At 61.8% G+C, this 17,053-nt stretch carries 20 protein-coding genes; 15 read left to right on the plus strand and 5 right to left on the minus strand.

Annotated elements, in window-relative coordinates; all coding sequences use genetic code 11:
* Positions 1 to 730: 730 nt before the first annotated feature.
* The 5 genes from ACH34T_RS44160 to ssb form a co-directional block, all read right to left on the minus strand.
* Positions 731 to 1,219, minus strand: coding sequence for a hypothetical protein (locus ACH34T_RS44160; RefSeq protein ID WP_396027012.1), 489 nt, complete (start codon positions 1,217 to 1,219; stop codon positions 731 to 733).
* A complete protein-coding gene (locus ACH34T_RS44165; RefSeq protein WP_396027013.1) occupies positions 1,216 to 3,291 on the minus strand; it encodes a hypothetical protein in 2,076 nt (691 codons plus the stop codon). Before ACH34T_RS44165 ends, ACH34T_RS44160 begins: the two co-directional genes overlap by 4 nt.
* A 112-nt stretch (positions 3,292 to 3,403) precedes the next feature.
* Positions 3,404 to 3,715, minus strand: a complete 312-nt coding sequence (locus ACH34T_RS44170) for a hypothetical protein (protein ID WP_396027014.1) — start codon at positions 3,713 to 3,715, stop codon at positions 3,404 to 3,406.
* A 99-nt stretch (positions 3,716 to 3,814) separates the two neighbouring features.
* Positions 3,815 to 6,163, minus strand: coding sequence for a hypothetical protein (locus tag ACH34T_RS44175; RefSeq protein ID WP_396027015.1), 2,349 nt, complete (start codon positions 6,161 to 6,163; stop codon positions 3,815 to 3,817).
* A gap of 611 nt (positions 6,164 to 6,774) precedes the next feature.
* The gene (gene ssb / locus ACH34T_RS44180; protein WP_396027016.1) at positions 6,775 to 7,275 is read right to left on the minus strand and encodes a single-stranded DNA-binding protein; all 501 of its coding nucleotides are present in this window, start codon (positions 7,273 to 7,275) and stop codon (positions 6,775 to 6,777) included.
* A 90-nt stretch (positions 7,276 to 7,365) separates the two neighbouring features.
* Here ssb and ACH34T_RS44185 point away from each other — a divergent pair, with 90 nt between their 5' ends.
* The 15 genes from ACH34T_RS44185 to ACH34T_RS44255 all read left to right on the plus strand — a co-directional run bounded on the left by ACH34T_RS44185 (position 7,366) and on the right by ACH34T_RS44255 (position 16,577).
* Positions 7,366 to 7,593 carry a hypothetical protein gene (locus tag ACH34T_RS44185; RefSeq protein ID WP_396027017.1) on the plus strand — a complete coding sequence of 76 codons (228 nt, stop codon included), beginning with the start codon at positions 7,366 to 7,368 and terminating at the stop codon, positions 7,591 to 7,593.
* Positions 7,590 to 8,696: a hypothetical protein gene (locus ACH34T_RS44190; protein ID WP_396027018.1), complete on the plus strand. Its 1,107-nt coding sequence runs from the start codon at positions 7,590 to 7,592 to the stop codon at positions 8,694 to 8,696. The genes ACH34T_RS44185 and ACH34T_RS44190 overlap by 4 nt, the downstream gene beginning before the upstream one ends.
* A 2-nt stretch (positions 8,697 to 8,698) precedes the next feature.
* Complete coding sequence (locus ACH34T_RS44195) at positions 8,699 to 9,034, plus strand: hypothetical protein (RefSeq protein WP_396027019.1); 336 nt, start codon at positions 8,699 to 8,701, stop codon at positions 9,032 to 9,034.
* Between the two features lie 66 nt (positions 9,035 to 9,100).
* Complete coding sequence (locus ACH34T_RS44200) at positions 9,101 to 9,499, plus strand: hypothetical protein (RefSeq protein ID WP_396027020.1); 399 nt, start codon at positions 9,101 to 9,103, stop codon at positions 9,497 to 9,499.
* Positions 9,500 to 9,503: 4 nt separating this feature from the next.
* Complete coding sequence (locus tag ACH34T_RS44205; RefSeq protein ID WP_396027021.1) at positions 9,504 to 11,384, plus strand: hypothetical protein; 1,881 nt, start codon at positions 9,504 to 9,506, stop codon at positions 11,382 to 11,384.
* Positions 11,385 to 11,399: 15 nt separating this feature from the next.
* Entirely contained in the window at positions 11,400 to 11,753 is a 354-nt protein-coding gene (locus ACH34T_RS44210; RefSeq protein WP_396027022.1) for a MazG-like family protein, read from the plus strand.
* A gap of 727 nt (positions 11,754 to 12,480) precedes the next feature.
* Positions 12,481 to 12,672, plus strand: a complete 192-nt coding sequence (locus ACH34T_RS44215; protein WP_396027023.1) for a hypothetical protein — start codon at positions 12,481 to 12,483, stop codon at positions 12,670 to 12,672.
* A gap of 163 nt (positions 12,673 to 12,835) precedes the next feature.
* Complete coding sequence (locus ACH34T_RS44220; RefSeq protein ID WP_396027024.1) at positions 12,836 to 13,162, plus strand: hypothetical protein; 327 nt, start codon at positions 12,836 to 12,838, stop codon at positions 13,160 to 13,162.
* Positions 13,159 to 13,377 carry a hypothetical protein gene (locus tag ACH34T_RS44225; protein ID WP_396027025.1) on the plus strand — a complete coding sequence of 73 codons (219 nt, stop codon included), beginning with the start codon at positions 13,159 to 13,161 and terminating at the stop codon, positions 13,375 to 13,377. Before ACH34T_RS44220 ends, ACH34T_RS44225 begins: the two co-directional genes overlap by 4 nt.
* Before the next feature lie 14 nt (positions 13,378 to 13,391).
* On the plus strand, positions 13,392 to 13,856 hold the full coding sequence (locus ACH34T_RS44230) for a hypothetical protein (RefSeq protein WP_396027026.1): 465 nt from the start codon (positions 13,392 to 13,394) through the stop codon (positions 13,854 to 13,856).
* A gap of 73 nt (positions 13,857 to 13,929) precedes the next feature.
* On the plus strand, positions 13,930 to 14,379 hold the full coding sequence (locus tag ACH34T_RS44235; RefSeq protein ID WP_396027027.1) for a DUF3307 domain-containing protein: 450 nt from the start codon (positions 13,930 to 13,932) through the stop codon (positions 14,377 to 14,379).
* Between the two features lie 10 nt (positions 14,380 to 14,389).
* Complete coding sequence (locus ACH34T_RS44240) at positions 14,390 to 14,650, plus strand: hypothetical protein (protein ID WP_396027028.1); 261 nt, start codon at positions 14,390 to 14,392, stop codon at positions 14,648 to 14,650.
* Between the two features lies 1 nt (position 14,651).
* Entirely contained in the window at positions 14,652 to 15,317 is a 666-nt protein-coding gene (locus ACH34T_RS44245; protein ID WP_396027029.1) for a hypothetical protein, read from the plus strand.
* A 344-nt stretch (positions 15,318 to 15,661) separates the two neighbouring features.
* Entirely contained in the window at positions 15,662 to 16,099 is a 438-nt protein-coding gene (locus ACH34T_RS44250) for a DUF4282 domain-containing protein (protein ID WP_396027030.1), read from the plus strand.
* A gap of 232 nt (positions 16,100 to 16,331) precedes the next feature.
* A complete protein-coding gene (locus ACH34T_RS44255) occupies positions 16,332 to 16,577 on the plus strand; it encodes a hypothetical protein (RefSeq protein WP_396027031.1) in 246 nt (81 codons plus the stop codon).
* Positions 16,578 to 17,053: the final 476 nt, after the last annotated feature.

Consider the following 17,053-nt stretch of genomic DNA (forward strand, 5'->3'; position numbering starts at 1 on the left):
GTGCTACGCACATTATATCATTCTCATTTCTTGATCGCAAGCAAAAATCAATGTAACTTTCTGTCACCAAAATCTAAGTCAACTCTGAGTAATCTTGATCAAGGAATTTTCATGATCCCCGTTTCGCGTACAGATTCGCGCTCCGGAGCTGCACAACGTGCACAACATGCACAACGGGAAGTTTCCGCAGGTCAGAGCCCTAAAAGTTGTGCACTTCGCTACTGCACAACACGATGTTGTGCAGCTCAGAACTGCACAACGTGCTGCACAACGTGCGGGCGGCCGACGCAGGCCGGAGAGCCGACCGCAGAACGTGACAAAAGATTTTACTTGACGTCCCGACCGTGCCTCGCGATCAGTTACAATGTGTGACGTCTGATTTATACGGAACGTCACAGATCGCACACTATACGTATAGAATCCGGAATAGAAAAAGGCGAATTACGCTTTAAAAGAATGGTCCCGCGGAGCAATTAATAAACGCTCGGAATAAGAACGGATCGACAACGGACACGCGAGCCCGTGAACGTCCCTGAGAGCCGCCCGCCCGCGAACCCCTAACCCGACTACCGGTCGCCCGCCTAACGCAGCGCTCCGGCCGACTCAGAGCCCTACACATGCGAGAGCCCCTGACCCACGGGATAAGGTCAGGGGCTCCGCAGCTCCCGCGCGCTGAATGCCGTTTGCCCAGCGATTGGGATGGACGCGCGAGAGCGGCTCTCGATCCGGACTAAACTCCGCCCGGCTGTCCCATCATCGCCCGCGTACGCAGCACGGACAGAACCGCGAACACGCGGAGAGTCACGTCATCGGGATCGAGCCGGTCAAACGCAAGCGAGGACGCGAACACGTGCGGCGGAGTACGGGGCGGACCCTGCGGAGGATCGTTCACGATCAGGTGATCCGGCTCGCTTACCAGTACCGCCCTGACCATGGTCAAAAGCGTGTCCGCATTCTCGTTCTCCGGCGACGTCGTCACGCCCGCCTTGACCGCGATGCGAGCGGCCGACGACAACGCATCCCGGACCGCTTCCGGCGTAATCCTCGCCCACAGTTCCCGGAGCGGCTCATAGCCCATCACGTAGTCAATCATCGCAGCGCGGGAAGTATCCCCGCCGGAGCCGGGAACCGCAGCCGTAGACGCACGATTAGCGACCGACAGAGCTTCCATGGTCTGCAACGTCACGGTTGTGACGTCGGGGATTTCATCGCGATTCAAAACAGCGTCCTCGCTTCCGTGAACTCCGGGGAGTCTGGATCTTCCTCCCACATGGCCATATCCGGATCTTCAACCCTACCCCTAAGAACGTCTTCCCACGTCTGTTTCGGCTGATATGGAGCCGACCGCACGTCATCGGGAACCGTAATCGGCTCCAACATGATCGGAGAGCCGTCATGATCCAAGAACGGATCGACCGACAGCGGAAGGTCGCGCTTATGCTGCACGCTCAGGAAGTTAATCCGCTTGTCCATCGGAATCCACTCCCCCATCACGTCAAGCGCGTTCTTCCGCGTAACGGCGAGCTTCAACGGCATGAACGCAATCGGTTCCGCTATCGGCTCTACCCGCCATTGACCGCGCTCGAATGCTGCACGCAGATGCGATGCCGGGAAATACCGCGCGTCCAAACCCCTCCGCTTGAACTTCTTATCATCGGGGTTGCGGCCGAAAGCGTAAATTCCCGGCATCCCTAGCCAACAATCGGATTTCTCTCCGCGCTCCCAGGTGCCTAGATCATGGTCGGTAACCGGAAGCTCCGGGATCTCCGCCGTAGCTAGAATTCCATCGGTCGCGACGGAGACGACTTTCTCTCCGCCCAATAGTGCAGCCTCCAACACTTTTGCCCGCGTACCGCCGGTCATCCATGATGCCCAGATATAGCACTGGTACTCCGGCGGATCGTAAGACTCGCGGGAGGTCAGCGCGTACGGCGAACCGGCCTTGACCCGCATCCCTATCGACTGCGCGGTTTTCCCGTACACCGAATTAATAATGAGCTTGATGACCTTAGACAACCCCTCCGACGGTCGCGGAGTCCCAACTTTCCGCCGGAGGTACAACTCCCCGACTTTCGCGAACGGGCGATGATTGCACATCGGGACGAAAACCCAACCCGAATAAATCGGGATAGCCTCCGCCCCGAAATGCTTTCGCGCTATCTCTACCTCCGGCGACGTGACCCAGCGCTTACCGCCGTGAACAAAAGCGATCGAGCCCTTAGACGCACCGTTCAGCAGATGCCCAGTCTCCGCGCTCGCACGGAACGGGAACGGAGCCCAGGGCCCCGACGTCCGCGAGCCGACGAAATAGAACCCCCAGCGTCCGGGAACGAACTCTTTGGTCCGAACGAACTTCCCATGACGCAGGCATGGCAGGCTGACCGCAATCGCCGGATACGCCGAATGAATGTCGTATTCGATGACGTCCCCGACCGGACCCAACACCGACGTTTCAAACCGACCGCCATAGTAGGAGTGAATCGGCACGTCTCGCGGAAGTCCACACAGATACGACTGATCGCCGGTCGGCATGAAATCCTTTAGACGTACGGAGCGGAAGAACGCTTCCGCGAGCGCTCCCGGACCGGAATAGCGGGTAACCCGCAAATCCATATCCTCGCAGTGCCGCAAGAAATCCCGGTACAGGATCGACAAGAACTCGCACTCGCTGAAACAGTATTCGAGAACCCGTTCCGGCGGAAGCTCCTCCAAATGACCGCGCTCCTGTTTCATGTCCGCGATAAAGTCAATGATCCCCTGTTGCTGATCAGAGAACAGATTCCGCGATGACGCGAGAGCTTTAGCGAAAGCCATTTGCCAATACGAGAACGTATCCCAGACCTTGCACTGTCGGCCGTCTTTGACGACTTGAAAGAATTTGCGAGGCATTCCCCGGATCTCGTAACCCTCCCAAACCGTCCGCCCCGACGAGGCGAACTCGCACAGATTCGCGAACGGCAGATCCGCGAGAATCTTCGTTACGTCATAGGTAAACGAAAACGAAATGATGAGATCCGACTTATGCCGGGGAATCCCCAACAGGAAATCAAGACAGCGCGCGGTCGGGAGCCCGTGATTCGCAGCGACGTCGGTCGGACCATGCGCAGCTCCCGGACGGACCGACGACGGACGCAGGCTCCCATCGTGCTCGATGTGCTCGCGGTACCCGCGATCGTCGGCCGCCGCTAGCAGCGTGTACGCATGACGTCCGGCGACGTCGTGTCCTTCCCCGTCCACGCTCACGATCCGGCGAGCCTCCGCCCGCCACTCCGGCGTCACAAACCCAGGCATCCCAGCTCCCCGAACGCTCCCAGGCGGCCGGAGATGGTCGGAGAACCTCCGACCGACCCAGACCCACCCTGACCGGCTCCCAGAGCCGCACACGTCCACACAGAGCCGCACATCAGTACGCGACCCAATCATCTCCGCCGGTAATCCCATACCGGGTCATGAAATCGACGAACGGCTGTCGCGGGAACTGACCGGCCGGACGTTGCGACCGGCGATGCGGACGCGCATTGCGAGCCGCGATCAAGCGCTGCGTGAGCTGCGACTTATTGAAACGGCGACCCTCCAATCGCGCGAGTTCCCGTTCCCTGCGCATCGCTTCCTGACCCTGCGTGGTCCGCAGCCACGAATCCGCGTACTTCGCGTCCCCGGAAGCGTTCTTCCGGTACTCGCGATGCGAGCCGTATCCCATGTACTGGGCTCCCATGTTCAGCGCTCTATGCCGCGTGACGACCTCCCCGCTAGAGAGCTGAACACGATTGGGCGAGCCGGGGACCTGACGCGCTCCGGGAGGAATAGGCATCGGTCAGACCTCGCTTTCGATCGCATCGAAAAGCCACGAACAGTCAATCTCGATCACCGTAGACGCAGGCACCTTTTTCCAGACCTGCGCATCCGGACTGTATTGGACACGAATCCGCGATTTGCAGCCCTTCCGCTCTGTATCGAGCGACCGCATGACATCTTGCGGCCGGAACGTCTCCCCATCCCGATTCCGGGAGTACTCCGTCATCGCATGACACAGATTCGCGAACTTCTGATCCTTGACCGGAATAATCACCGTCCACTTTCCCCGGAACGGCGACTTACCCGCCCGCCCTCCGCCGGTACGCGGAGGAATCAGATACCCAGAAACGTTCTGATTCTTGTTCGCGGGGAGCGCGCTCGAATTCTGGAGACGAACTCCCAGGTCCGACAGACTACGGACCTCTTTCGGAAGTTCCCGGACGACTTCCGTCGTTCCGTCGTCCTGCGGAACCTCGCGCAGTACGCGCGGATCGCTGAACTGTTCGTCTTCCATCCCATCGGGACCGACCATAGGACGACCCATTATCGAGATCCGCCCATCGGTCAACATCTGACGCAGCCGGAGCCGGAACAGATCAGCCGGAGACAGAGACGAATTCTGCTGATTCAGCGCGCAGTCATGCAACGCAGCCGTCACAGCCTCGATCCGCTCCGACAAGTCGATCCCGCGTTCCGCGCAGAACTCCGCGAAAATCAGATGTCCCGCGAGCACAGCCGCATACCGGTCGCGCGAACGAGACGACACGTTCCACGTGCGCGTCACGTCCGTCGCCCGCGCGTACAGCTCCGGCAACAGCGAATCGAGCCGGGCGAACTCCCACACAGCGAGAGCCGACCATGCCTGATGTTGTGCCTCGATCGACTCCGGCGACGACAGCCGCTCCGATAGCTGCGTGTCGAACAGCCCTCCGCCCCATTCTTCCGTCAAGTGCGGAAGCACGATCAGCCGTTCCAGCGTGGACGCTCCCGGAATCCGTTCCTCCGACGTCCACCGAATGTTGCCCTGTAGCGCTCCGGACTCCCCCGAAACGACTTTGTTCCGCGACCGATCGACCTGACCCAGCGCGCCACCGCCGGACTCAAACGACCGCGTGATATTCGAGACCTGTTCCCGCGCTTCATTGATTTGGTACTGCGAGTCACCCTTTTTAATCACGTCGTCCGCCGTGATCGAGAATCCGCCGAACATCTTCGCGCGGTACTTCGCTCCCTTAGTAGAGCCGGTACGGTCCCCCAGGTTCATCGCAGGCTTAATCGCGTTGATTCGACCGCGCAGCGTCCGCGACTGAACAGCGTCATACCGCAGAGAGAAGAACGTCTTACCGCTCCCCTTTTCTCCCGACAGGAACGCAGCGACAAAGAACTGCGGTTCCAACGTCGCGACCGGAGCCGTAAACAGCGAACCGAGAAATGCGGCCGGAATCTCCGGGAAAACCGGGATCTCGTCATACGACGCGATCAGCTCCCGGCATCCCGCAGTCACGGTCTCGTCATCGAGATCCGCCGGAGGGGTTACGTCGTAATACCGATACGGCTCCGGGAGCCCAGACAGATCCGTCCGGATCTCCGGCCGCACGTTCCCGGCATCATCGAACACGACGGACTTAGCGCAGAACACGCGCTCCCCGTCATCGGTCCTAACCGGACCCTGGCCCTGAACTGACAGACCCGAATCAGCCATCTCGTTCAGCTTGATCCGGATGTACTTTACCAGCTCCCCGATACAACCGGAGGACGACAGCCCCAACCGGTCAATGTAGGACGCTTTCGACTGCATCTGACGCAGGTCCATAACCGCGATATCCGCCGCACGGACCGCCCCGCCCTTATTCACGGTCCGGATACGCGCATACCATGACCACTCCGGCGGACGCAGCGTCCGCGCGGACGTGATGTCATACGACATGAACGTCTCTAGAACCTCGATCAACCCTTCCCACACAACGACCGGAGGTGAGATCGAGCCGTCTTTCCGCTCCATGCCCAGCTTGATAATGAAACGCTGCGCGGAGCCGTCCGGAGCAAGAACCGGGTTCTTGTCCATGTCACAGATAATCGCGTTCACGTATCGAGTCTGAATCGTGCGAGTCTCCACACGCGAAATAACGAAGAACGCTTCCTCTTTCCGCTTATCGAGGAAGTGAGCCGAATCCAGTAGGACCCAACCCTCCGAACCATCCGGAGGCGAGACGGCCGACATGATCCGCGCGTGCTCTCCCGCGCGCTCGATCAGCCATGTCCGTTCGCGCTCCGGAGCGTCCTCCGGCGAGACGGCCGACAGCGGCCGACCGGTCCGCGTGCGTGCCGTCTTCCCACTGGTCTTGGGCTGTTCGGAGGGAGCCGTCATGACGACTCCCGGACCCAGCTCCGGACCGACCGCGTGTAGGCGGCCGGAGACCGGATATCTTGATAGGGCATCTGGTCTCACCTGACCTTGATTGGGATGGGCGGTCGTTCCAGCGACCGCCCTTCCGCCTGTTTGGGGCTAGATCGCTCTCCCCGTGTCAATAAGACAAACCCGCAGGTCACGGGCATGATCAAACCCAGGCCGGCGGATTCCGCGGACTGTGTTTCCGCAGGTCAGAGCCCTACGGCTTATTGACACGGAGCCGGACATCATCTGGTTTGGGGCTTCCTGGGTCCGCGCGGACCTCGCCTGGGGGTGTGCTCCGCGACGTCCACGCCCGCGACGCGAGCCACGCACGCCCGCAGGACATGGGAGGTTGAAGCGTCCTCCGGCATTCCGAGAGCCTCGCGGGCGAGGCTGAACAGCTCCGGCGACACTGCGGCTTGCAGCACGGGCGTATGTCTCTTCATGGGCGAAACTCCCGAATCCTGAGACCCGAAATTTGCAATACGAAGTGGACGCTAGTGACCGGACGACCGGATCACACGCGACACGCCCACACATCTCGGAGTGACTTTCCGAGATGCATGGGCGAATCGGCATGAACACGATCAGAACGGCGGGTCGTCAGAGAATCCGCCGGACGGCTGACCGCCGGACGTGTCGGCCGTCTCCGGACGCTTGGGCGAGCCGCTCGCCCACGGGTCATCCGGGGGAGCTGCGTCCTTCCGCCGGACCGACTTCCGAACGGCATCCGGCTTGATCGAGACCCAGGTCAGATCCAGACCCACGGAGTCAGCCGTGAGCGTCCAACCGGACCGCTTCTCTTCGGTCTTCCCGTCTACCCAGTGCCGTTCCCGCCACCGACCGGACACGATGACGCGCGTCCCGCGCGTCAAGCTCTCTGCGACGTTCTCAGCGAGGCTCCGCCAGCATTCGACGCGCACGAACGACGGGTCAACGTCGCGGTATCCGCCGGAGGACTTGTCGAACTCTTTGGCGTTGACCGCGATCGAGAACACCGCGACCGGCGTTCCGTTGGGGATGAACCGCAGCTCCGGATCAACGGTCAGGTTCCCGACCGCCGTGAGCTGCATGTCTCCGATTGCCATGATTGACGTTCCTCCCTTGCTAGGGGATCTTGGAACTTCCGAACAGTTGGCACTGTACTACGAATGCTAGAGTCTAGTACAGTCCTAGACATGAACAGACAGGCAGGATCAACGATGTCGCAGCGTAAGACCCCCATGTCGGCCGTTAGCGTCGCCACGTCCACGCGAGACGATCTGAACCGGCTCGCCCTGGACATGGGGGCTGCGGTCGGTAAGCGCGTCTCCATGAACATGCTGGTCTCCGCGATGCTGGGACTCGCGGAGTCGCATCGAGACGACCTGATCGAGGCACTCACGCCAAAGGACACGGAGTCATGAGTGACGTACAGGAAAAGGTGCGTGAGCCCCTGGGCAAGGGTCGTCGCGCGCTCGCGGTGTTTATCGGAATCGCGCTCACGTGCGTGATTCTCGCCCCGATCGTTCTGAGTTCATCGGATCTCGTTCGATGGGCGAACTCCCCCGATGGTCTGGGGATGCCGAAAGAATTCGCCTGGATCGTGTTCGTCGCGCTTGACCTCGCAGCCGCTTCCTGCGTTGGCATGGTCACGTTCGCCGCATGGCGGGGCGAGAGCGCGGGAGCATTCCACGCACTCACGTGGATATTTGCGACGGGAAGCGCGTACGCGAACTACCGGCACGGGATCGAACTCAAAGACAAGGGCAAGGCACAAGACGCATGGTGGTTCTTCCCCGCTATGTCGCTCGCCGGACCGCTCTTGCTTGACGTGACGCTCGCGCGTATTAAGCGCTGGGTCCGCGAAGAACAGCAGACCCAGATGTCCGCCCGCCCGCGATTCGGACCGCGCTGGATTCCCGGAGTCGCGTTCCGCGAGACGGCTCGCGCATGGGCTGCGAGCCGACGCGAGAACATCAGCAAGCCTGCGGAGGCAATCGCCTACGTCCGCGAGTGCTCCGCGCTGTCGGGAATGGGCGAGCCGGACGCGATCCGGTACGCATGGTCCGCGATCCGCTCCCACGATGAATACAGCGTCCGGAAGTGGCTCGCAGCGCGACGGATCACGATCTCTCAGTCCGCGCTAGACGAGACAACGGCCGACCGCCCGCGTACGCCACTCGCCGGACTCAATGACACGGGACCCATTCCCATCCTCCGACCGGAACCGGCTCCCGCTATCGCGGCTCCCGTCGCGGAGCCGACCGAACAGCCGGAGGACGACGGACACGCGCACCTGCGCGACGAAATCGAGACGCTGAACGCGCTTACCAGCAAGCGCGACAAGATCCGGCACGCATTCGCGGTCATCGGGGAATACGACGTCCGCAAAGCTGTCGAATGGCTCGCAGAGCGCGGAGTGTCGGTCGATCGGTCCGACGCATACGCGGTCCGCAAGAACGCGCAAGAGTCCCAGCGGTCAACGACGCTGCGCGCGGTCGGCTCGCAGCCGGAAGGGGAGAACTGACCATGGTCCGCCCGTATTTCACGCTGGAATCCCTCCCCGGAGGGGACGAACGAACGATCTCGCCGGAGCTGATCCAGTCGGCCGCGATCGAACTGACCGCAGTCGCGATCCCCGCGAATGGGGATGCGTGTGACTACGTGCTTCCGTTGAAAGAGGGAGCGCGACCGGTCGCGAAGTTCCTGAGCGACGCGCACACGGTGCCGAACCTGCGCGCTCGCATCTGGGCGACCATGCTCGTTATCGAGCGCTCCCGGATCGAGTCGCACAACGACATGAAACAAGTCGCGATCGACGCAGCCGAACTGTTCGCGACGCTGAACATGGGTCCTGCCAAATAGAAATACGCCCCAGGGCGAGAGTGACAGCTCTCGCCCTGGGACTTCCCAGCGAACGGAGCGCTGAGCATGACCATCCAACCGCATCACGAACGGTCCGGCATCGTGTCGGCCGTCATGGCGACCAAAACCGGTCGTCGCACGGTCGTCGGTGCCGGAGCCTCGATCCCGCTAGGCGGTTACGTCCTCGCGCACGTCCCGATGACCGTCCCCGCCCTTGTCCCCGTGGGACTGGGCACCTGGGCGACGATCACGACGGTCGCGACCGTCGTGATCAAGATCCGGCACATGCGCGAGCGCGCGGAGCTGTCGATCCTGCGGACCCAGGCTGCGCAGGCTCGCGAGGCTCCGCCCGCGACCGTCTACGCGGTACCGGGTACGGGTCTTCCCATGGAGCGGAACGCGCGGACATACTTCCCCGTCGCACAGATAACGGCTTCCGATTCTGAACGAGAAATCGGAGAGTGATCTTATGCCGGTTCAGCGAGTGCGCAACGTCGGGACCGAACCCGCGATCTTCACAGCCGGTCGCGTCGTCGGCCGGTTCGTCTCCGGCCGTCCGATGGACGGGGTTCCGCGCAGCAATGCCACGTTCACACAGCGCGGCACCAAATCCTTGATCCCCCATCGGGACCGTCCGTCTCGATGGATGCAGCTCCCCGGATGGCAGCGTGCCGCGTGGCGAGCCGGGTTCACGGTCCCGACCCTGACCACTCCGGTAGGGCTCTGGGTCGCCCCGATCGCCACGTACACGGCGGACGGAGCGCTCACGGCCGGACTGACCGCCTGGGGGACGTGGCGGACGCGACGCGCGATGCAGCTCCGCAAGCTGAACAAGGAGTGGGTCAAGCCACTCCACTATGCGCTACACAGCGTGATCGGTCAGGAGTACGGCATCCGGCCGTCCGACTACCTACGGGTTCCCCTCGATCTGTGGACGAACGAGGAAACGGCGATGCGGGTTGACCTCCCTGCGGGGTTCAACGGGGACGGGAAGCTCCGCGATTCGGTAGAGCGGATCATCTCCGAAAAACTCGCCCTCCCTGACCTCCGTCTGTCGTGGAACCTCGCGGGAGGGGAACCCCACATCATCGTTCGGCAGGCTCCCCGCCCGCCCGACAAGGCGAAGTTCCTCGACTACCTTCCCCTGATCGACGCAGCTCCCGACTCCGCTCCCCTGTTGGGCATCGGACATCACGGTTCCCCCGTGTCGGTCGATCTGGACACGGAGTCCCCTCACATCCTGGTCTCGATGTCCACGGGCGGAGGGAAGTCGGTTCTTCTCAAGACGATCGCCATTCAAGCGCTCCGGCGGGGAGGGTTCGTCGTCATCTGCGACCGCAAGCGCGTGTCGCACAAGTGGACGCACGGTATTCCGGGGATCGAGTACAACCGCGACATAGCGGAGATCCATAACGCGACCCTGCGGGTAGCGGCGGAGGGAGAACGGCGGTTCGCCGTGATCCAACAGGCCATAGAACAGGGGATCGACCTAGAGACTCTAGACCTGGGCCCGCGTATCTTCCTGCTCATGGAAGAGATGAACGCGACCGTCAAGAAACTCGAAAGCCACTGGGCGAAAGTCCGGCCGAACGGAGCGCAGCGTCAATCGCCCGCGATCGAGGCTCTAGGCGAGATCTTGTTCATGGGTCGGGAAGCGAAGATCCACGTTATCGCGGTCGGTCAGCTCATGACCGCGAAAGCGCTGGGAGGTCCGGAGATGCGGGAATGCTTCTCTACCCGCATCCTCGCCCGGTACAGCCGCAACGCATGGAAAATGCTTGTGCCGGAGGTCTGGCCTCCGCCGAAAGCGTTCCGCAAGTCCGGACGGGTACAAGTCGTCCTCGCGGGCGAGGCACACGAGACCCAAGTATTGTTCGCGACCGATCAGGAAGCGCGCGAGTGGGTACTGTCCGGACCGACCATTACGCGGGCGGTTCCGGTCACCGTTCCGACCGCTCCGGCGGACGGCGAGCCGCTCAGCGAGCCCGTGAGCGTCCCAACGTCCCAAGATGGGTCCTACCTGGGGAACAGCCCTGGGACCGTCCCAGGGGACGTCCCAGCGGCTTTCATCGGGTACACCGACCGGCCGCCCGGCATGGTCCGCCCGAATCTGCACGTGATCAAGGGCGGAACCGGGTTCCCGGAAAGCATGGGAGACGACGAACTGATCGGGCTCCGGGAAGCCTGTCAAGTGCTGATTCCTAACGTCTCTCTGGAGTCTGCGCGAGCCGCCCGCAAGCGTGACGACGAATTTCCCAATCCCGTAACTAAGGGTTCGGGCGGGGAACATCTCTTCCGTAAGACGGATCTGATCCGCTGGGCTCGCAACCGCAAGCGCGCGACCGGCTGACAAGGAGATCAGGCAATGCAACCGGACACGTGGTACGCCATTCACGCGCTCACGGGATGGCTGAACAGTACGAACGAACTGACTCCGCACGAACTGACCCTCCGAATCATGAAAATCGGGGAAGAGTTCGGGGAGGTCGTCAACGCGCACATAGGCACGATCGGGCAGAACCCCAGGAAAGGCACGTACGCCACTCGCAGCGACGTCGCGAAAGAACTGTGTGACGTCATCGTTACGGCTATGGTCGCGCTGAACAGCATGACCGGAAACGTAGACGAAACGCGGGACATCTTCGGTTCGCATCTCGCGGGACTTCTGTCGCGTGTCGATCAGATGAACGGATTCGCAGGGCTGTCCCGCGACGGATGACAATCAGTTAGGGAAAGGGCTCCGGTCGTCGGCCGGAGCCCTTTTCACGTTCCCGGTTCCTTTTCGGTTCCCTACCATTTGGGGAACCTCCCTCCCCGCACCTGGGGAGGTTCCTCCCCGCACTCGCGGGGTTCCCTCCCCTCCGTGTGGGGAACCTCCCTCCCCTCCGTGTGGGGAACTCCCCTGGGGAGCTGTGGGGAGCCGGAGGGGAGGTTCCCCTCCGGCTCCCTGTAGGGCTCTGCGGGGACGGAGGGGAACCGGGGAGGGAACCTCCCCTCCGCCGGAGGGGAGCCCTACAGGGGAGCCCAACAGGGGAGCCGGAGCGGAGATCGTTTCCGGCCGTCCCGACCGCGTGACAGCCGGGTTTGTCTAATAGCGTGTTCGTGCAGGTCATAGGCATGATCAACAGGACGCCGGCCGTTCCCGCGGGCGATGTTTCCGCAGGTCAGAGCGCTACGGCTTATTGACACGGTTCGGTCGGCCGGTTCGGGCGGCTCCCCGTCCGCCTGGGGGAGCCCATCGAGCCGACGTCGGGACGACTCGCGGGGACCGACGTGATCCCCGCGAACGGTCACGCAGCGTTGCGGAGTTCGGGGATGCGGGCGAGATCGTCAAGGCGGCCGGACGGGTCTAAAGAATCTTGGTTGACCCTCTTGCGCGGTGTACCGAAGTGGCACACTATAGAGGTGTACCAAAACGGTACAGCGAATCGAGGAAGGGACTCCCCATGATCTTCGGTAACAACGTCGGAGGCTCGATCAAGATCAACGGTAAGACGGTCGGCTCCGGCGTGTACGTCGGGGACAAACAGCTCCGTTGCGACTGCGGGAACACCGACAACTGGGCATCGCTGACCCAGAACGGCAACAGCGCGGAAGGTCGGTGCGGGGACTGCGGAAGCACAGCGAAGATCGACTAGCGGGCGGCTCCGGCCGACAGCGCGGGCGGCTCCCCAGGGCGGGGAGCCGCCCGCACTTCTGTCTAAAGAATCTTGGGCGAACCTCTTGCGCGGTGTACCAAAGTGGCACACTATAGAGGTGTACCAAAACGGTACAGCGAATCGAGGAAGGGACACAGCCGCGATGTTCAGAAAGGGAGATGTCGTCCGCGACATCGCGACCGGACGAACGGGGATCGTTCAGCACGCGAACCCCCTGACCGACCGATACGAAATCCAGTTCGACGGAGCATTCCGGAACGAGGGACGCGACGGTTCCCAGCTCACGGCGACTCCGGCCGACGTCGCGCTGTCGGTCATCACCTCCGCCGATTTCGGCGCGTACGCAGCCGGACAGATCGACGCGACGCAGGTTCGCTGCGCGCTCTGCGAGACGGCTCCCTGCGAATGCCCAGAGTTCGGAACCCCGGAGTACTTCGCACTCCTTGACCGCAGGCACAACCGGTCATGAACAACCGCACTCGCGGAAACGGGCGGCTCGCCTGGGAGCGAGCCGCCCGGCTCATGCCGTTCATGATCACACTCTGCCTCGCGATGTTCTCCGCGAGCCTGATCGCCTATTACGCATTCGACCGCGCATACCCAGGCATCGCGCTTTCAAGCGGACTGGGCTCCGTGACCGGACTTCTCTGGGCGATCAACAACCGGAAAGGCACGACACGATGAAAATCTCCCGGACCGTGAACGAACCGGCCGACCGCGACAGCGCGGCCGGTCCCGCACAGACAATCACGATCGAGATCGAGCCGGGCGACGACCCATACGGTTTGATCAACGGTCTCGTGATGTCCGACAAGTTCATTCCATGGCTGACCGTGTACGGGAACGCGACGTACTTCTCACAGAACGACGTCGGGGAAGACGAAATGTATTTCGTCCTTGCCCGATTCGGCTCCGTCGCGAATCGCGGCACGGAGAAAATCGGACAGCTCATGGTCATTGCCCGCGATCAGTACGGGATGTCCTGGGGACGCATCGCGACCGCTCTGGACAAGCCACGAACGACGGTCAAGCGACACATCACGAACGAACGTCGCAGCCTCGCGAATGCGGGGATCTGGTACGACGCGAACGGAGAGCATAAGTCCGAATCGACAACCGCCATGAAAATGGCTCTCGCCCGCGAGAGCCACGAAAACGACTGACCCAACAAAATACCGGGCGGGGAGAACCCGTCAAAGCGCTCCCCGCCCGGCTGTCCCCGGAAGGACAAACCACATGGTACACGCGATCACATTCGCAGTCGTATTCGCCACGCTGTACGCAGCCCATCACGTCGGGGATCACTGGGTACAGACGTACCGACAAGTCATCGGTAAGGCTCGCCCCGATTGGTCCGGCCGACTCGCCTGCGTCCGGCACGTCATCACCATGACGATTACCAAAATCGCCATGCTCGCGCTCGCGGTCGCCGTACTGGACATCCGGCTTTCGGTCAAGCTGACCGCGCTCGCGCTCACAATCGACGCGATCTCCCATTACTGGGCTGACCGCCGGACGACGCTCGCCAAACTCGCAGCCATTATCAACAAAAGCGAGTACTTCGCATTCGGATCGCCCCGACCGGACCGCGACGACAACCCGACCGCCGGAACCGGAGCATTCCATCTCGATCAGTCCTTCCATATCGTGTTCATCTGGGTTACCGCCCTGATCATCGCTCTGTGAGAGACACGCCATGAACAGCGAAGAAAAGGAAGTCCTGCGAGGACTGTCGATCATGCTGGGAATCGGCATGGTGTTCCTGTTCCTCCCCGACAAGGTTCGTTACGCGGTCGGGGCGATCCTGATTGGCATCCTCGCGCTACTGCTGACCTCCGTCGTCATCGGAATGACGGTCATCCTCCGCAGGCTCCGCGAATACGAGAACGACGCAGCCAACCGATTCGATCAGGCAACCCCGCGCGTCATCCGGCTCACTGTCGAAAGAGAAGACTGACATGCCCTCCCGCGACGACCTATACAAGTCGCTCGATGACCTCCCCGCCGAACACCGCCCATTCGCGCAAGAACTCATCCTCGCCCAATACCAACGACTGACCGGCGAGATCACACAGCAGATCAACCGGCGCGAGTCCGTCACGACTCAGGTATTCGCTGCGCTGGGCTCCGTCTTCACAATGACGGTTCTCGCGTTCACGGCCGGACAATGGGTCAAGCAACCCCTGATCGGGCTCTACGGCGCGAGCATCGCGGCTCTCATCCTCCCCGTCCTACTGCTGTTCCTGTTCGCCAAATACGAACACGCAGACCTGCGCATCGGGCAACTCGCGTACTGGGTCCGCGACCAAATCGAGCCGCTCATGCCGGACGGCATGGGATGGGACAGCCGGAGGCGAGAGCACTTCCCCGCCCGCCCATGGCTGCGAGGCTCCCAGCAATACCCAGCGCTCGCACAGCCCAGGAACCTCCAACTGTGGGCGACTCGCGCTCTGGTCTGCGCGCTCGATGGGCTCGCGCTCAGCGTCGGCATATCCGCCCTGACCGCGACTCTCGTGATCGGACCATGGTGGACATGGCTCGCCGGAACGGCCGGACTCGCGCTAGTCCTGACCTCCGCAACCGCGAGCGTCGTCACGCTCGCCCTTACCCGCCATTCCCGATGACCGGCTGACAGTCCGCGCTATCCGGCCGACACAGAGCCCCTGACCCATGGAGCGGTCAGGGGCTCTGTCGCGTCGAAAAGGTCTGGAATCTAGATCAGGACCGACTTACGCTCGATGTCCTCGCCACTCCCCAGGGAGGTACGGCAGATGCGATCCCTCCGACCGCTCCCCGCGTACGTCTGCGTCGCTGTGCTGACCGTGAGCGCGTGTTCCGGCTCCGGTCGGAGCGACCCTCCCCAACCGGCTCCCGTCCGCTCTCCGGCCGTCTCACAGCCTCCGGGGACGGCCGGACCCTGTACCGCCGGACCTGGGTCGCTGTCCTGCGCAGTGAGCGGACCCAGCTCATGACCGCCCCGCACAGCTCCCAGAATCCGCAGCGTCCGCAGACCTCGCAGCCTCCGCAGCCTCCGCCGTTCTATCGACCGCGCAAATCCGCGCTTCACATCCTGTTCAGCTCCGATTTCTCCGACTCCGTGACGCTGCGAGTCGTCAAAGTCGCATACCGCGCGGTCATCGCGCTCACAGTACTAAGCGTCCTATTCTGGATATGGTTCGCGCTCGCGCTCCCCGATTGGATGGGATGGATAATCAAACTACTCATCTGCATCGCGAGCCCAATCATGGGAATCGTCTTTCTCGGATTCGTGCGAATGGGCTGTGAATACATCATCGCCATGCAAGCGCTAAACGGCAAAGTCCATGATCTAGACCGGAAAGTCGATTACCTCGCCCGAAACACCTGGGAACGCAGTCAGCGCGACAACGGCAAGGGTTCGACGTGAGCCCGTGGACGATATACCTAATCACGACTCTCGCACTGTCGGCCGTCTTTGAAATATTCATCCGTCGTCGGCTCTGGGAAATGGTAAGAAAACCGGGCGAGCAATACCCGTCTATCCCCGCAGTCGCCCGCCGGATCGACACTTCCCTACAGCGTGCGCTAATTAGCAAAACCCAACCCCGCGAATCCAAATCAATCGCCCGTCAACCCTCCGAACGAAACGGAGACATCACATGGAAGGACTCATCACACTAGGCGCAATCGCTCTGATGTTCCTCTTGCCGCTCTATGCGTTCGGGCATAGGCGGGGCGGACGGATCAAAATCCGCTACGGACCATCGAGGACAGCGCAGGCCGGAATGTGGTTCGCGCGGGGAGCCGTACACATTCCCGTGTACGCAGTGATCTACTGGTATGTATCCCTCCCGCTTATCGCGGTCGGCACGCTGGGATACGTCATCTATTCCATCGTGAACTGACCGGAGCCCCTGACCGCCCCGCAGGGTCAGGGGCTCTGCTGTGCGCGGACACGAGACCGGCCGGACAGCCTCTAGACCTCCGCTCCCGGACCTGACTCGCAGGCCGGTCGGTCGGAGCCGGGAGAGCCGCTCTCAGAGCCGCCGGACCGTCCAACCGGCCGACGCTGAACGCACAGCGTCGCCCATACGACCGTGCCAGCATTCACGCCCGCGACCAATAGCGGAATTACTACCTGAGCGATGACGTTCATAAGCGCTAGCGAAGCACGCGAACCCGGTAAAGAAAGCGGTACAGAACCCGGTACGAAAACCGGTAAAGAATGGGGTAAGATCAAATCGCGGGACAGTTTCTAAAAGTCTTAGATGATCAGAAGAAAAGACGGAAGAATGGTCGTGAATTTGCGTTATCAAAGAGTTATTCAGAAGTTTAGGCGAAAGCCTTGACACAAGACGAAATTTATGGTAGCGCGCAGCGC

The organism is Actinomadura sp. 9N215 (assembly GCF_044326345.1).
Lineage (GTDB): Bacteria > Actinomycetota > Actinomycetes > Streptosporangiales > Streptosporangiaceae > Spirillospora.

Bases quoted from the DNA above. Each gene is read 5' to 3' on its own strand.
- ACH34T_RS44165 (WP_396027013.1), bottom strand. From the start codon at position 3,291: ATGCCTGGGTTTGTGACGCCGGAGTGGCGGGCGGAGGCTCGCCGGATC.
- ACH34T_RS44170 (WP_396027014.1), bottom strand. From the start codon at position 3,715: ATGGGAGCCCAGTACATGGGATACGGCTCGCATCGCGAGTACCGGAAG.
- ACH34T_RS44175 (WP_396027015.1), bottom strand. From the start codon at position 6,163: ATGACGGCTCCCTCCGAACAGCCCAAGACCAGTGGGAAGACGGCACGC.
- ssb (WP_396027016.1), bottom strand. From the start codon at position 7,275: ATGGCAATCGGAGACATGCAGCTCACGGCGGTCGGGAACCTGACCGTT.
- ACH34T_RS44185 (WP_396027017.1), top strand. From the start codon at position 7,366: ATGAACAGACAGGCAGGATCAACGATGTCGCAGCGTAAGACCCCCATG.
- ACH34T_RS44190 (WP_396027018.1), top strand. From the start codon at position 7,590: ATGAGTGACGTACAGGAAAAGGTGCGTGAGCCCCTGGGCAAGGGTCGT.
- ACH34T_RS44195 (WP_396027019.1), top strand. From the start codon at position 8,699: ATGGTCCGCCCGTATTTCACGCTGGAATCCCTCCCCGGAGGGGACGAA.
- ACH34T_RS44200 (WP_396027020.1), top strand. From the start codon at position 9,101: ATGACCATCCAACCGCATCACGAACGGTCCGGCATCGTGTCGGCCGTC.
- ACH34T_RS44205 (WP_396027021.1), top strand. From the start codon at position 9,504: ATGCCGGTTCAGCGAGTGCGCAACGTCGGGACCGAACCCGCGATCTTC.
- ACH34T_RS44210 (WP_396027022.1), top strand. From the start codon at position 11,400: ATGCAACCGGACACGTGGTACGCCATTCACGCGCTCACGGGATGGCTG.
- ACH34T_RS44215 (WP_396027023.1), top strand. From the start codon at position 12,481: ATGATCTTCGGTAACAACGTCGGAGGCTCGATCAAGATCAACGGTAAG.
- ACH34T_RS44220 (WP_396027024.1), top strand. From the start codon at position 12,836: ATGTTCAGAAAGGGAGATGTCGTCCGCGACATCGCGACCGGACGAACG.
- ACH34T_RS44225 (WP_396027025.1), top strand. From the start codon at position 13,159: ATGAACAACCGCACTCGCGGAAACGGGCGGCTCGCCTGGGAGCGAGCC.
- ACH34T_RS44235 (WP_396027027.1), top strand. From the start codon at position 13,930: ATGGTACACGCGATCACATTCGCAGTCGTATTCGCCACGCTGTACGCA.
- ACH34T_RS44240 (WP_396027028.1), top strand. From the start codon at position 14,390: ATGAACAGCGAAGAAAAGGAAGTCCTGCGAGGACTGTCGATCATGCTG.
- ACH34T_RS44245 (WP_396027029.1), top strand. From the start codon at position 14,652: ATGCCCTCCCGCGACGACCTATACAAGTCGCTCGATGACCTCCCCGCC.
- ACH34T_RS44250 (WP_396027030.1), top strand. From the start codon at position 15,662: ATGACCGCCCCGCACAGCTCCCAGAATCCGCAGCGTCCGCAGACCTCG.
- ACH34T_RS44255 (WP_396027031.1), top strand. From the start codon at position 16,332: ATGGAAGGACTCATCACACTAGGCGCAATCGCTCTGATGTTCCTCTTG.